This is a genomic window from Paenibacillus chitinolyticus (assembly GCF_045038035.1).
Taxonomy (GTDB): domain Bacteria; phylum Bacillota; class Bacilli; order Paenibacillales; family NBRC-103111; genus Paenibacillus_F; species Paenibacillus_F chitinolyticus_A.
Genome location: NZ_CP173427.1, coordinates 5,215,576 through 5,230,210, shown reverse-complemented (window position 1 = coordinate 5,230,210; position 14,635 = coordinate 5,215,576). Strand labels below are relative to the sequence as shown.

Below are 14,635 nucleotides of genomic sequence, written 5' to 3'. Positions count from 1 at the left end.
TTAACAAGAATAATTATCCATCTACTAGTTATCTGAAACAAAAAATGCTCTTAAAGTACCAGAATCTATAAGTATGAAGTTCATGACACTGATAAAAGCAACGGATCTAAGCAAAATGAACTAGAAAAAATAAAAAAGCCACATTAAAATGCGGCTTTTTTGTGGTATATCTTAAAGAGGCTTAGAAGTAGAGATGATTTGATCAATTTCTTCGTTGATCGAAGTATTAAGCGCTTTGGCTTTATCAAAAGCAGCTGGATCTTGCTTATTCTGCATTTTTAGAGAAGCCAGATAATAGCGGATTCCGGTTTGTTCCGTACCGTCCTTTAATTCAGAGGCAGCAAATGGTTTTAATGTCTCTTCAGCTTCTTTATACTTGCCTTGAGTTAATTCGATCTGGCCGATATTCAGCCTCATGGAATTCGACAAATTGAATTCCCTTCCCTGCAGTTGGCCTTCAGGCAGCTTGGCTAGCTCTTGTATTTTTGCTTCAACTTGGTGATAGACCTGAAGAGATTGAGCCCAATGATCTTCCGAACCGGCCTTATCCTTGGCAGCATAGCTTTTAAAACCGGCTGAGGCACTGTATTGAATGCTCTTTTCATAAAAATCGATATCCCAAGAATACTGCTTCAGTCCTAGCTGGATCAACTCATAAGCTTTGTCACGCTGATTCTTGATTTCATAAGCGTTGATTTGTCTATCCAGCAAATACTTATTGTAAGGCTCCTTTTGGCGTACTTGTTCAATTAAGGAGAGCTCTTCTTTATAAAATTGTTCATCCTTGGTCTGCTCATAAATCTGAGAGAGAAGATCAACCTTCAATAAAGCAAATTCCGGATGGGTTGGTCTTAACTCCAAAGCATTATTTAAGGGTGCAACGATCTGTGTATAATCTTGAGAAGTTTTCGCCACTTCCAGCGCTTTATTATAAGAACTATTTGCACTCAGGTAGCGTGCGGAAACAAAGAGGGTGACGATTGAAAGAACAAGTATAGCCGAAGGATACACGTACCTTACCGTTGAAGCTTGTTTGGTAAATTCTTTTGTTTTGGCGTCTGCAATCATGGCCCCCAGGCAAAGGAACACAAGCGCGCCAATGTACACATAGCTCATATCAAAGTCGAGCACGCTGTGTCCCAGGATAGCAATGACAAAGATGAAATAAACGAAATGTTTGTCGCGTTCCTGTTCTGTGCTGCGGATATAGTTACGAATGTAAATCGCAAAAATGGCAATAAGCAGTACAGCCAGGATCAGGATGCCGACAACCCCGACTTCAACCAGATACTGCATGAAGAAGTTATGCGCTTGGCGGCTTGTGTAAGGGTTGTTCTGGTATTGCTCGTACAAGCTCGACCAAGCGCCGCCGCCTGCACCGAATAGCGGGTAATCCGCAAAAAGCTTGGAAGCGTCTTTGTAAAAAGTGATCCTCTCAAGCACGCTGTGCTGGCCGAAATTGATCGTCTCCAGCCGGATCCGCACATTTTCGGGAAGCAGGTTTTTAAGTGAAGTGGCCATTATCACTAAGAAGCCCAAAAGGCCCAGAATGATGGAGCCCGCCGGAATAGCAAAAGGTGCCCACTTTCTGGCCGAGAAGTTCTCCAGCTTGCTTTCCAAAGCTGAAGCAAGGAATCGCTGAACAAACAAGGCAAGGATACCGTAAATCACGCTGGCTCCGATAAGCAGCATCCATCCCTTTCCCGAAAGGGATGCTGAAAATTCCTTGTTCACATCGATACCGATCGCTGTAATCTTGCTTAAAACGGCAAAGGAGGCTAGAGTTGACAATACCGCATGGATAAGCAGCAAGATTTGCCTAGATGGCTTTTGAAAGATTAGAATAAGAAAGAAAATAATGGGCAGAAAGACAATCGCGCCGCGTGATAGTGTCAGCATAAAGGACACTAGGACCGGTACGAGGAACAGTGCGTGTACTAGAACCTTGGACCAACCGCGGTTCTTCGATACCAGGAACAATCCTGTGCCCCACAGTGCGACCAAGAAGCCCGCGTAAGTATTGGCGTACTGGAATACGGATGTTAAACGCAGCCCGTTGGAATCGGACATGACAGCGTCTTTGTAAATGCCGGTAGCGTCAATAGTAGAGAACCATCCCACGATCGCGCCCGCCAGCTTGCCGTTTCCAAGCCAGTTCATGAGGCCGAAGATTACAATGACATAACCGCTGGTCAGGAGCCCGATATGAATAATTTTGTTGCCCAATGCCGATTTAGTCAGATAGGCCCCGATCAGGAACAACGTTACGAGCACGATCTGAATAAGCAATAGGTTTACCGCCGAATATTTGGAAGCGGCCGGAAGCAAGGAAATCAGGTAACTGAGCGGAATTAAAAAGATTAACAAACTCAAAAGATCTTTGCGTTCCCGCAGCTTCCAGAAGTAGAAGAAGTAGATTCCCGTCAGGAACAGAAAAATGGAAGCCCATATCACGGCGGAATAAATAGGTCTTTCGAAATTCAGCGAATTTCCGTTAAACAAGGCCTTCTGAAAAGGGGCCCAAAATAAAAACAGGGTTACGAATCCGATCAACAGCCAGAAGATGATGGAACTCTTGTCAGCCTGTTCTCTTTCGTCTAGCTTTGGCTTTTTATACGCGTACATCACAGTCTCCCTCTCCGATAAATCTCGACAATATTTTATCATAGCGGAGAAAATATTCCAATTTATGATTGGATGGGGTACAGTTAGAGGACGAGATTTTTATTAACGAGAGGAAAGAAATAAATATTATGTCCAAACAAGATGTTTTTTTAAAATCGAATCCTCTAATGAGGAACTTAAAATTACAGATTAAGAAACTAGCTTCGCTATTAAAATTAAACAAGTTATTAATTTATCAATTAATCAAAAGAGAAATAGCTGTTCGATATCGCGGCTCTAAACTAGGAATGCTTTGGTCTTTTTTAACTCCGATACTTATGCTAGTCATCTATACATTTGTGTTTAGTATTGTCTTTAAGGCAAGATGGGGAACATCAAATGACAATAACATTGAGTTTGCGCTTATTTTATTTTGTGGCATTAGTGTTTTTAATTTGTTTTCAGAGATTATAATTCAATCTCCACGCTTAATTATAGGAAACGTAAATTATGTTAAAAAAGTATTGTTTCCACTTGAAATTCTTCCTTTAACCTTGATTGGAAGCGCATTGTTTCATTACGTGATCCAGTTGTTAATCCTCTTGTTGGGTATTTTGTTTACTTATTCAACGATACATTGGACTATTATTTTTCTTCCACTTGTTTTATTGCCTTTATTATTGGTTGCACTTGGTTTGTCTTGGTTCCTAGCTTCATTAGGAGTATTCATTAGGGACATAGGACATATTATTACTTTATTCATGCAGGGTTTAATGTTCCTAAGTCCAATTTTTTATCCTGTTTCTTCTGTACCCGAAAAATTTAGAGCTTTGCTATTCTTAAACCCCATGAGCTACGTTGTTGAAGACATCCGAAAAATTTTGATTTGGGGACAAATGCCCGATTGGAGCTTCATGGGCACCAGCCTGCTCCTCAGTACAGTAATGGTTGTTTTGGGGTATATCTGGTTTGTTAAGACCAAAGGAGGATTCGCTGATGTCTTATGATTTGGCAGTTAAAATTACTGATGTCAGTAAATTGTATAAACTTTACGATCGCCCTGAAGACAGGTTGAAACAATTTTTTTCATCAAACAAGAATAAATTTAACAAGGAATTTTGGGCTCTGAAAAATGTCGATCTAACGGTTAACAGAGGCGAAACGATAGGGCTAATCGGTAAGAACGGGTCAGGAAAAAGTACTTTGCTTCAAATTATTGTCGGCACATTGCAACCCAGTAGTGGTAGTGTAGATGTGAATGGAAGGATATCGGCGCTACTGGAACTTGGAAGTGGATTTAATCCTGATTTTACCGGTAGAGAAAACATAATTATGAACTCAGCTATATTAGGATTGAATGCAGAAGAAATAAAAGAAAAATTACCCGATATCATAAGTTTTTCCGGAATTGAAAAGTTCATTGATCAGCCGGTTAAATCCTATTCATCCGGTATGTTTGTACGTCTGGCCTTTGCGTGTGCTATAAATGTGAATCCCGATATTTTAATTATCGATGAGGCGCTCGCTGTTGGAGATATACAATTTCAACTAAAATGTATTGAAAAAATGAAAGAGTTTAAGAAACAAGGAAAAACTATTATCTTTGTCAGCCATGACTTGTATTCTATAAAGAATTTTTGTGATCAAGCCATTTGGATGATGGATGGACAAATTCATATGCGCGGCGATGTTCATTCAGTTTCTAATAGCTACGAAAATTTCATGAAAACAAGTCCATCCCAACATACAGAAGAAGAGGAAATTGAAGAAAATCAGCAAGATGATGTGCTAAATATTAATGGAATTGAATTTTATGATACACAATTTTCGGATAAGAAAAGATTCAATTATGGCGAAAAGCTTTCTATTGTAGTTAATTACACGTTAAAGAAAAAAGTAGAAGGGATAGTAGGAGGAATCGCTCTCTATGATTCCCAAGATAATTATATCTGTGGATTAAATACAAAATTAGATAAGTATCCCTTACCGTCTGAACCTGGTGATTATCAGTTGGTTCTCAACTATGAACAAATGAATTTGTTACCTGGTTCTTACTTTGTTGATGTCGGTTTCTTTGAAAGTTCGGGAATTGTAAGACTTGATTTTAAAAAGAAAATGGATTTTTTCACTATCAGTACTTCTGAATATTTTGCCGAAGGAATAACTTGTATTCCCCATAACTGGAATTCAAGAAAGGAAGCGTACGATGAAATACGACTTTAAAATAAATACTTCTATTCAGAATGCACACACCATAGTTCTCCAGCATATCAGGCCTGAAACGACGGTCCTCGAATTTGGAACGGCTACCGGATATATGACAGAGTACATGTTCAATGAACTTAATTGTCAAGTGTACGGGGTAGAAATAGAAGAAAGTGCGGCTACAGTAGCTAGTGCATTTACAGTCGATATGGAAATAGGGGATGTTGAAAGCTTAACATGGGCAACTAAATTTAAGGATATTAAATTTGATCATATCATTTTTGTAGATGTCCTTGAACACTTAAAAGACCCCTGGAGAGTATTGAAAATTGCTGTTGAGTTTCTTAAAGAGGAAGGCACTTTAATCACTTCAATACCCAATATTTCAAACAACGCTGTTATTATGGAACTTCTTTCCGGTAGATTTGAATATAAGACTTTAGGTTTGCTGGATAATACCCATTTAAGATTCTTTACAAAGTCAAGTATTCTTGAGTTATATGAACATGCCGGATTGCAACCGATTGAATGGTATGCGACGTACATGCTGCCAGAGCAGACAGAGTTCAAGCAAAGTTATGAAAATTACCCTTTGGTGAGGGACTTCTTACAACAACGAACGGATGGGGAAGTTTACCAATATATAACGGTCGGTAAAAAGAATGAGGATGTAGGAAAACTTAACCAAGGAATGATAAAACAAAGATACAGGTTATCTAATTACTATCTTCAATTATTTTGGTCCGAGAATGAAGAATTTACAGAGTATGACTCGGCTTATTTGCCGTTACATATAGACGGCAGCACTATAACATATGACGTACCGCTTCCACTTAATAAAGAGATAAACAAATTAAGATTGGATCCCATTTCAGAAATAGCTTTAATAAAACTATCTGAAATCTATTTATTAGAGACCGTGTGTGATACTGAAAATGGCACTCCTTCGTACATACACAAATGGTCAAATGAAAATAATTTTGAAGGATGCCACTTTTATAATCTTGTGAATTATGGAGACGGAGAACCTCTTATAACTTTAAACAATGATCCTTATATTATACTAAATCCTACCACTAAAATAAAAAAAGATAAAACATATTTTATAAGAGTTAAAATGAGTGTTTCTGTTAAAATGAGTGATCTTATCGAAGAAATGAACCAACAATATTTTAAGATAAAGAGAGAAGCAGAGCGCTTAGGGCTACTCAATATGAGTATGGAAGAAGAACAGAGAAAACAAGATAAATTACTGTTTGAGGTAGAACATATTAAGCAGTTTTTGCAGGAAAAATATACGAAAGATGTAGAGACATCTAAAAATAAAGTATTGCAATTAGAAGCCCGACTTGAAGTAATGAACGTGACCCTGGAGGAGCACAGAAAGAACATAACAACACAACAGATATACTATGAGAGCGAGATACAAAAGAGAGAAGAAGCTACAGAAAAAGTTTTAAATGAATTACAAGTTTTGCTGAATTCTACTTCATGGAAATATACCCGATTTTTTAGAGCAGGTATGAACGCCTTAAGAGAATTAAAAAACAGTGCAAAGCATAGAGTCAAGAACATGATCGTAAAGTATAAAAAAAAAAGCAATAAGAAAGAAATGATCAATCTATTGGATAAAGAAAGGTATATTTTAGTGTTCTCTCATACGAATTATTTAAATTCCATGGGCGGAACCGAGAAGTATATTTATGAGCAAGCCAGCTATAATGCAAGAAGTGGTATAGGGACTGTTCAAATTTTTCCTTCTAATAGATATGATTTTTATGCTGAAGAAGAGAGTTTTTATGGTATTAATGTTGGAGATACATTTCTGGGATATTTGACAGCTCAAGAAATAGTCGAATTCATTCAAGATAGCGCTTATAAATACCAAAAAACGTATATACATCATTTATTGTTTTGGATATATTCTGATTTCAAAAATATATTTGAGGCAGTTAGTTCGAAGGGGATTCCTTCCTTTTTTGTCGCACATGATTTTTTCGCATGTTGCTCCAGTTACCATATGATGTATTCTGATTCGAATGGCCATAAAGGTTGCATACCTGATTTAATGATACACGGCACTGAAAATGTCTGTATCAAATGTGATCATTATACGGACTTGGAGAAGCGGAAAGAAATATTTAACGATATCTTTAACGTATGTGAAAAAATAGTCTTGCCGTCTCAATACGTGCTTGAGGTTTTTAAGCTAATATACCCCAAATGGGAAGATAAATTTCTTGTGCATGGCCACCTGCGTCTCATAAAAGATGGAACTATAAAAAGAGAAAGAAGTAATGAGAAAATCAAAATCGCCTATCTTGGGTACAAGATGGAGAACAAGGGATGGTCTACATGGCTAAAGATGATTAATAACGAACAATTTGCCGATTTTTACGAATTTCATCATATCGGTTCGTCTGAGCACTATAGTACAAATGTACGTTCACATGAATATTCTTTTATAAAGGACGGGCGAATGGCAGCCACAAATCTTTTAAAAAAAGAGAACATAGATATAGTTCTTTTATGGTCCATTGTGCCTGAAAGTTACTCGTATACTCTTTATGAGTCCATAGCAGCCGGTATTCCGATTATCACTAATAAAAATAGTGGCAACATAGCCTTTAGTGTACAGAATAGCTCTGACAGTATCGGTATTGTTCTTAATAGTGAAAAAGAACTATGGGGTTTACTATCAGATAATAATAGCATGTTAAATTTATTGAATAGAACAAGGAACTTATATGAACTAGAATATAATGAGTTGGATTAAAAAGGAGAAGATAAGCATGATCATAACTACTTCTATTTGTGCCAATTACTTGCCCAAAGCTATGGTGCTGGCAAAGTCTATAAAAAAAGCTGATCCCACTATAAAAGTGGTTGTTAGTTTGTTGGAAAGAGAAGTAACCCCTGAAGCACAGGCATTTGAATATTTTGATGATATTGTTCTGGGGAAAGATTTGGGTTTTGAAAATTTTGAAAAATTCATTTTTAAACATTCTATAGTTGAAGCCTCTACAGCGGTTAAAGGGCAATTGTTCTTATATCTTATGGAAAATTATCAGGAAGAATCAAAATTTGTTTATTTAGATCCAGATATCCAAGTATTAAGTCCTTTGACCGAGCTAGAAGAAGCCCTAGAATCAAATCCTATTGTTTTAACTCCTCATTTAACAACCCCTGAGGATATAATGGATGCTGTTATGGATAATGAACTTAGTGCATTAAAGCATGGTGCGTTCAATTTAGGGTTTTTAGCCGTCAGTAGATCGGAAGAGTCGAAAAGATTCATTGAATGGTGGGCTTCGAGGTTGAATATGTTCTGTTATGATGACATTCCGCGTGGGATTTTTACGGATCAAAAATGGATGGACTTAGCCCCGTGCTTCTTTGATGTCTATATATTAAAGCATCCTGGTTACAATGCAGCTCCGTGGAATGTATCCAAAAGAAAAATTCATTTAGATTCTAATGATGAGTACAGGGTGAATGATAAGTTTCTTAGATTTTTCCACTTCTCAGGATTTGATTCCGGTGCAAATGAAGGGATGATAAATAAATACGTACCCGATAAAAAGAATGCTATCTATACATTGAGAGATGAGTATGTTAATGAGATGAACATTATGGGTCAAGAGGAATTGGGCGCGATTCCGTGGTCTTATGATTATTTTAATAGTGGTGAAAAGATCGATAGAGCTACAAGGATTGCCTACAGAGACAATCTGGAGATGCCTTACAAGTTTCAAGACCCGTTTACCAATAGTAATGCCGAGTTAAATGCAACTTCAGAACAAATAGTTAAAAAAGAAAATTTCGTTAAAGGGATAAAAAAGGTTGTTAAAAGTATATTGATTAATAAGTAAATTAATGTGGATAAATTAGGGAAGGCTTGAGGTTATGCAGAATAAGCGAAATAACTGGATATACATAATTTTAGGTGTTGCTTTAATTATCAGGACCTATTATATTTTCAGCATCTCTTTTCCCCCGCTTGCCGGAGATGCTTTATTTTATGACAAAATGGCAAAACAGTTTCTGGAAACGGGGGTTTTAGGCTATAACCAAACGGAGCCTAACGCATTTGTAACACCTGGTTTTCCAATCCTGCTTAGTCTTACCTATTTAATTTTTGGTTCAAAGATGATTGCTTTTCAACTGGTTCAAGTTATTTTTAGTGTGATAACCATTTGGGTTATTTACCAAATTTCTTTAAAGTTTCTGGGTCTTAACTCTTCATTGTTTGTTGCGGTTTTAATGACAATTTATCCAAGTTTTATTTATGCAAATGGATTATTGCTCACTGAAGTCTCATTCACACTATTTTTTTCTTTATTCCTATTAACTTTATTCGAGGGAATTGAAAATAATCGAAAATTTATATTTATTTTAAGTGGCTTGTTTCTTGGTGTAAGTGTTTTAATACGTCCGACACCGGCTACACTGGTTTTACCAATAATTATCTATTATTTTTTTCATCTAAAGTCGAAAAAAAACTATGTACGTGCCTTGACTTATATAGGCTTTTTCTCATTTATTCTAGTGCTGCCATGGTGGATTAGAAATTACTTTCTGTTCGATAAGGTTGTGCTATTTTCTACTTCTGGGTCTAATCCCTTACTTTGGGGAATGCACCCATATTTTGTAGGGGTAATAGAAACATTCGAAGCTATCTATAAAACTAATCCTGACGAAATCACTAGAAATAACATGTGGGCTGAAAAATCAAAAGAAATGTTTTTTGCGCAGATTAACCAACCTGAATTTGTTAAGTGGTTTGTTATTGGAAAATTAAATTATTTTTGGAGGCTACCTTGGGTTGAAAATGGGGAAATTGCACACCTCTTTGAGTGGCTTAGAAAACCTCTGCATCTTCTACTAGTAATAGGAGGATGGATTGGTATATGTATAAGTATAACTCGTAAGCATCCTATTCAAATTCTATCGATTATAATCATAGTTTATACCTTTTTGCATCAAATAATGCTTGCCATTCCTCGATATGCCTTTCCAATTATGCCATATATTATTATTTTGTTTGCTTTTGTTCTTTCTGTTGTTGTGGAGACATTTAGAAAGAGGTCTGTTAAATGATGCATTTTTTCTATAAAATTATTTTCTTCTTATACGCGGGTTTAATTTTATTCAGTTTGTTGTTTTTTAGTAGAGATAGTGAAGAATTAAAATGGAAGCAAAAACAATGGCTTCTTGCAGGTGAATCAAGCTTCAACAATATGGATAACTGGACCACTTATAACATCAATAAAAAGGAACAATGGATTTCCACCAATGATGATCCTATCTTAATTAGTCCACTATTAAATGATATGGGCGCGAAGCAAACGCTTATAGAAATTGAAATTGACTCCACCAGTAGTCAAGTACAGATTTTTTGGAGAAGCAATGACGAGGAAAATTTTTCAGAGCAAAGAAGTAAAACTTTCAACAGTCGTGATCCCATAAAATTTGCAGCTGATGGAGATGTAAAGCAAATTCGGATTGATCCCGGAAATGTTCCTAACGCCGTATTTAAAATTAAAGAAGTGAAGATAAAAAAGTATTACAATAATTAAAATTTCTTCTGTAAGGTTCCTATATTTAATAACATAAAATTCTACCTGTATCTTAAGATAGAGAGGTGCTTTATATGAAAGGTGTTATTCTAGCTGGTGGAACAGGATCCAGACTATTTCCCTTGACGAAAGTCACCAATAAACATTTACTGCCTGTAGGTAAATATCCCATGATTTTTTATTCCGTACAGAAGCTAAAAAAAGCGGGGATTTCGGATATTTTAGTTGTAACGGGTAAGGATCATATGGGAGATGTAGTCAATTTGCTCGGCAGCGGTTCTGATTTGGAAATTTCTTTTACGTATAAAGTTCAAGACGATGCAGGAGGTATCGCTCAAGCGTTGGGATTAGCGGAGCAATTTGCTGCCGGTGAACAAATTGTCGTCATTTTGGGAGATAACGTATTTCAAGACGATATCTCAGCATATGTTAGTAATTTTAAGATACAATCCGAAGGCGCAAAAATTTTAATTCAGAAAGTTCATGATCCCCAAAGATACGGGGTGCCCGAGTTGGACGGTAACCAGATCGTTTCCATCGAAGAAAAGCCGATTCTTCCAAAAAGTAATTACGCTGTCACGGGAATCTATATGTATGACAGCCAAGTTTTCGATATTATTAAAACTCTGAAACCTTCTAATCGTGGTGAGTTGGAAATAACCGATGTGAACAATGCGTATATTGCTAAAAAGCAGCTGGCGTATGATGTCCTTCAGGGATGGTGGACGGATGCGGGAACTCATTCATCTCTTGCGTTAGCTAACGAATTGGCTAAGGAAATTACCTTCGGTGATGAATTCGGAAAACTAAAACTGTAAGAAAGGAGCTTGGACAATGAAATTAACCAAATCCAAGTTTTCTGAAGCGCTAATAATCGAACCTACAGTCCATGGCGACAGCCGTGGCTTTTTCATGGAAAGCTATAACCAAAAAAGATTTGAAGAACTGGGTATCGCCTACAGCTTCATCCAAGATAATCACTCGTTGTCTGCCGAAACAGGAGTTCTTCGCGGCCTTCACTATCAGCTCAATCCTAAAGCGCAAACCAAGCTTATCCGTGTCCTTGCGGGTGTCATTTACGACGTTATCGTAGACATACGCAAAAAATCGCCGACGTACGGCCAGTGGCAGGGGTTTATCCTAAGCTCGGAGAATAAGCGTCAGCTTCTGGTGCCGAAAGGCTTCGCTCACGGTTTTTGCACGCTGGTGCCCAACACGGAAGTACTGTATAAGGTAGACGAGTATTATTCTCCTGAAAATGATAGGGGGATCATGTGGAATGATCCCGCACTTGCGATCGATTGGCCCGCATCCAGCCCTATCCTTTCCGCAAAAGATGAAAAACACCCGCGCTTGGCGGATGCGGATAACAACTTTGACGAGGAGGTCGGGTCATGAAAATTCTCGTAACAGGCGGAGCGGGTTTTATCGGAAGTAACTTCGTTCTGTATATGCTTAAGAAATACCCGGACTACCAGATCATCAATTTGGACGCTTTAACCTATGCCGGAAATCTAGAGAATCTAAAAACAGTGGAGAACCATCCCAACTACCGGTTCTTAAAAGGAGATATTTCCGACTGGAATGCTGTTGAGCAGGCTTTCGACTACGGCGTTGACGTCGTCGTGAACTTTGCGGCCGAGTCTCACGTGGATCGCAGTATTTTGGATCCCGGTATTTTTGTTCAAGCCAATGTTATGGGGACTCAAGTGCTGCTTGATGCCGCCAAAGCCCGTGGGATTACTAAATTTGTACAGGTTTCCACAGATGAAGTGTACGGCTCTCTTGGCGAGACGGGACTATTCTCGGAAACAACTCCGCTGGCTCCTAACAGTCCTTATTCGGCTAGTAAAGCCGGTGGAGACATGCTGGTTCGCGCTTATCACGAAACATTCGGGCTGCCGGTTAATATTACCCGCTGTTCCAACAATTACGGGCCGTATCAGTTTCCGGAGAAGCTAATACCTCTTATGATTGCCAATGCCCTGGATGGGAAATCTCTTCCGGTTTATGGAGACGGCCTAAACATACGGGACTGGCTTTACGTGGAAGATCATTGCTCGGCGATTGATCTGGTTCTGCACAGCGGGCGAAATGGGGAAGTGTACAATATCGGAGGGAACAATGAGCGCACCAATCTTGTTATCATCCAAACGATCTTGGCCGCACTTGGCAAATCCGAACAATTAATTACGTTTATTCAGGATCGTCCCGGACATGACCGCAGATATGGAATTGATGCAAGCAAAATAACGGCGGAGCTGGGCTGGCAGCCCAAGCATAACTTCGAGTCCGGTATCCAGGAGACCATACGATGGTATCTGGACAATAAAGAGTGGTGGGAACGGATACGTTCCGGGGCCTATCAATCCTATTATGAACAGCAGTACGGTTCTTAAGATATAGGGAGGTTTCTATGAAAATCTTAGTTACCGGAGCAAAAGGACAGCTTGGAAGCGAAGTTTGCAGGCTGTTTGAAGCTGAGGGGCACGAAGTCTACGGATACGGACGTGAAAAGCTGGATTTTACGAATCAGACGGCGTGCGGACGGATCATTCGGGAAATCATGCCGGACGTTCTGATTCACTGCGGCGCCTATACGGCCGTAGATAAAGCGGAAAGCGAACCCGACGAGGCATACCGGGTGAATGCAAGCGGGACGCGTAATTTGGCTGTGGAAGCGGAAAAATATAACGTGAAGTTTTGTTATGTCAGCACGGATTACGTATTCGACGGCAGAGGAAACAAACCTTACAACGAGTATGACAATACCAATCCGCAAAGTATTTACGGGAAGTCCAAAAGGGCCGGAGAAGTTCTTACCCAGACATTAAGCAGCCGATATTTTATTGTGCGGACATCGTGGGTATACGGCCGGACCGGGCAAAATTTTGTAAAGACCATGCTCAAGCTGGGCGGAGAGAAAATTTCCTTGAATGTAGTCCACGATCAAACGGGCTCCCCGACTTATGCGGCGGATCTGGCTTCCTTTCTTCTGGAACTTGTACAAACGGAGAAGTACGGAATTTACCATGCTTCCAACGCCGGAACGTGTACATGGTACGAATTTGCCAAAGCGATATTCGAGGGAGCGGACATGAAAGTGGCCGTGAATCCCTGCACCACGGATGAATTTCCGCGCCCTGCCGAACGGCCGCAGTTTTCTGTTATGGATCACATGGGGATTCGCTCCAACGGCTTTCAGGATTTAAGAGGCTGGAAGGAAGGACTGAGAGAATTTCTTAAGGAATACCGGAATGGGGAATGACTCGGTCGTTGTTCTTTTATCTACGTATAACGGGGCTAACTATCTCGAAAGCCAACTGGATTCGATATTATCCCAGACCCACTCAAATACGAGCATCCTGGTGAGGGATGACGGATCAAGCGATAAGACTTTACATATTTTAACGCAGTACGAAACGCAATATGATTGTGTCCAATTGATGCCGCAAGAAGATAACAAAGGGTCGAAATTAAGCTTTGGCCGGCTGCTTCAGGAAGGCCTCTCAGGATCTAAGGCAAATTATTTTATGTTCGCGGACCAGGACGATGTCTGGCTTCCGGATAAAATTGAAAAGACTTTGGCAAAAATGAAGCAGCTGGAAAAGACACATGAGCAGCGGCCCTTATTGATTCACACGGATTTAAAAGTAGTGAACGAGCTACAGCGGGAGCTTAACCCGTCTTTCTGGAACTATCAGAAGCTGGATCCCGCTGAGGATTCGTTTCCGCGCCTGCTCATGCAGAATGTCATTACGGGCTGCACCATGATGATAAACCGCCGGCTGGCCGAGCTCAGCCTTCCCGTACATGCGGACGCTATTATGCATGATTGGTGGATCGGTTTGGCCGCCAGCGCGTTCGGCAGCATCGGCTATTTGACGGAGCCGACGATTTTGTACAGGCAGCACGGTGAAAACAGCGTAGGAGCTAAGCGGTTCGGTATGTCTTACATCAAGACTAAGCTTTTAGAACCGGTTTATCTGGAAAAGAATATACGTCAAGCGAGGGCTTTTGAAGAACAGTTTTCCAAAAGGCTCCCGGAAGAAAAGCGCATACTCTTGAAGAAGTTTATCGAGCTGGAGAATAGCTCTTTTGTAAGGGGCCGGTTTTCTCTCCTTAAGAACGGGTTTTATAAAATAGGATTTGCGCGGAATATGGGGTTATTTCTCAATTGGAAGTCTAAGAGACCTTGAATCAGCAAAGGTCTTTTTTATTTTAAGCTAGTTTTAGCCCATTCCCAT

Annotated in this window: 12 protein-coding genes; 11 read left to right on the top strand and 1 reads right to left on the bottom strand. The window is 39.4% G+C overall.

The features are described from left to right. Positions 1-171: 171 nt before the first annotated feature. Positions 172-2,625, bottom strand: coding sequence for an O-antigen ligase family protein (locus ACI48J_RS23620; RefSeq protein ID WP_405080481.1), 2,454 nt, complete (start codon positions 2,623-2,625; stop codon positions 172-174). 128 nt (positions 2,626-2,753) lie between these two features. On the opposite strand from ACI48J_RS23620, the gene ACI48J_RS23615 reads away from it, so the two are divergent. From ACI48J_RS23615 to ACI48J_RS23565, 11 genes are all read left to right on the top strand, one after another. Continuing rightward, entirely contained in the window at positions 2,754-3,611 is an 858-nt protein-coding gene (locus ACI48J_RS23615) for an ABC transporter permease (RefSeq protein WP_405080479.1), read from the top strand. Next, entirely contained in the window at positions 3,601-4,827 is a 1,227-nt protein-coding gene (locus ACI48J_RS23610; RefSeq protein ID WP_405080478.1) for an ABC transporter ATP-binding protein, read from the top strand. Before ACI48J_RS23615 ends, ACI48J_RS23610 begins: the two co-directional genes overlap by 11 nt. Further along, the gene (locus ACI48J_RS23605; protein ID WP_405080476.1) at positions 4,811-7,585 is read left to right on the top strand and encodes a methyltransferase domain-containing protein; all 2,775 of its coding nucleotides are present in this window, start codon (positions 4,811-4,813) and stop codon (positions 7,583-7,585) included. Before ACI48J_RS23610 ends, ACI48J_RS23605 begins: the two co-directional genes overlap by 17 nt. A gap of 16 nt (positions 7,586-7,601) precedes the next feature. Next, positions 7,602-8,681: a glycosyltransferase gene (locus tag ACI48J_RS23600; RefSeq protein WP_405080474.1), complete on the top strand. Its 1,080-nt coding sequence runs from the start codon at positions 7,602-7,604 to the stop codon at positions 8,679-8,681. A 34-nt stretch (positions 8,682-8,715) separates the two neighbouring features. Beyond that, positions 8,716-9,909, top strand: coding sequence for a glycosyltransferase family 39 protein (locus tag ACI48J_RS23595; RefSeq protein WP_405080472.1), 1,194 nt, complete (start codon positions 8,716-8,718; stop codon positions 9,907-9,909). Further along, the gene (locus tag ACI48J_RS23590; protein ID WP_405080470.1) at positions 9,906-10,388 is read left to right on the top strand and encodes a hypothetical protein; all 483 of its coding nucleotides are present in this window, start codon (positions 9,906-9,908) and stop codon (positions 10,386-10,388) included. The genes ACI48J_RS23595 and ACI48J_RS23590 overlap by 4 nt, the downstream gene beginning before the upstream one ends. Positions 10,389-10,462: 74 nt before the next feature. Then, entirely contained in the window at positions 10,463-11,206 is a 744-nt protein-coding gene (locus tag ACI48J_RS23585) for a sugar phosphate nucleotidyltransferase (protein ID WP_405080469.1), read from the top strand. Positions 11,207-11,222: 16 nt separating this feature from the next. Next, the gene (gene rfbC / locus ACI48J_RS23580) at positions 11,223-11,786 is read left to right on the top strand and encodes a dTDP-4-dehydrorhamnose 3,5-epimerase (protein WP_405080467.1); all 564 of its coding nucleotides are present in this window, start codon (positions 11,223-11,225) and stop codon (positions 11,784-11,786) included. After that, positions 11,783-12,787 carry a dTDP-glucose 4,6-dehydratase gene (gene rfbB / locus ACI48J_RS23575; RefSeq protein WP_405080465.1) on the top strand — a complete coding sequence of 335 codons (1,005 nt, stop codon included), beginning with the start codon at positions 11,783-11,785 and terminating at the stop codon, positions 12,785-12,787. The genes rfbC and rfbB overlap by 4 nt, the downstream gene beginning before the upstream one ends. Before the next feature lie 17 nt (positions 12,788-12,804). Then, positions 12,805-13,656: a dTDP-4-dehydrorhamnose reductase gene (gene rfbD / locus ACI48J_RS23570; protein WP_405080464.1), complete on the top strand. Its 852-nt coding sequence runs from the start codon at positions 12,805-12,807 to the stop codon at positions 13,654-13,656. After that, positions 13,646-14,587 (top strand): glycosyltransferase family 2 protein, encoded by a 942-nt coding sequence (locus ACI48J_RS23565; RefSeq protein WP_405080463.1) that lies wholly within the window; start codon positions 13,646-13,648, stop codon positions 14,585-14,587. The genes rfbD and ACI48J_RS23565 overlap by 11 nt, the downstream gene beginning before the upstream one ends. Positions 14,588-14,635 lie beyond the last annotated feature (48 nt).

What these genes read in the sequence shown, in the direction of transcription:
- ACI48J_RS23590 (WP_405080470.1), top strand. Translation starts at nt 9,906, where the DNA reads ATGATGCATTTTTTCTATAAAATTATTTTCTTCTTATACGCGGGTTTA.
- ACI48J_RS23565 (WP_405080463.1), top strand. Translation starts at nt 13,646, where the DNA reads ATGGGGAATGACTCGGTCGTTGTTCTTTTATCTACGTATAACGGGGCT.
- ACI48J_RS23600 (WP_405080474.1), top strand. Translation starts at nt 7,602, where the DNA reads ATGATCATAACTACTTCTATTTGTGCCAATTACTTGCCCAAAGCTATG.
- ACI48J_RS23605 (WP_405080476.1), top strand. Translation starts at nt 4,811, where the DNA reads ATGAAATACGACTTTAAAATAAATACTTCTATTCAGAATGCACACACC.
- rfbD (WP_405080464.1), top strand. Translation starts at nt 12,805, where the DNA reads ATGAAAATCTTAGTTACCGGAGCAAAAGGACAGCTTGGAAGCGAAGTT.
- rfbB (WP_405080465.1), top strand. Translation starts at nt 11,783, where the DNA reads ATGAAAATTCTCGTAACAGGCGGAGCGGGTTTTATCGGAAGTAACTTC.
- ACI48J_RS23620 (WP_405080481.1), bottom strand. Translation starts at nt 2,625, where the DNA reads ATGTACGCGTATAAAAAGCCAAAGCTAGACGAAAGAGAACAGGCTGAC.
- ACI48J_RS23610 (WP_405080478.1), top strand. Translation starts at nt 3,601, where the DNA reads ATGTCTTATGATTTGGCAGTTAAAATTACTGATGTCAGTAAATTGTAT.
- ACI48J_RS23615 (WP_405080479.1), top strand. Translation starts at nt 2,754, where the DNA reads ATGTCCAAACAAGATGTTTTTTTAAAATCGAATCCTCTAATGAGGAAC.
- rfbC (WP_405080467.1), top strand. Translation starts at nt 11,223, where the DNA reads ATGAAATTAACCAAATCCAAGTTTTCTGAAGCGCTAATAATCGAACCT.
- ACI48J_RS23595 (WP_405080472.1), top strand. Translation starts at nt 8,716, where the DNA reads ATGCAGAATAAGCGAAATAACTGGATATACATAATTTTAGGTGTTGCT.
- ACI48J_RS23585 (WP_405080469.1), top strand. Translation starts at nt 10,463, where the DNA reads ATGAAAGGTGTTATTCTAGCTGGTGGAACAGGATCCAGACTATTTCCC.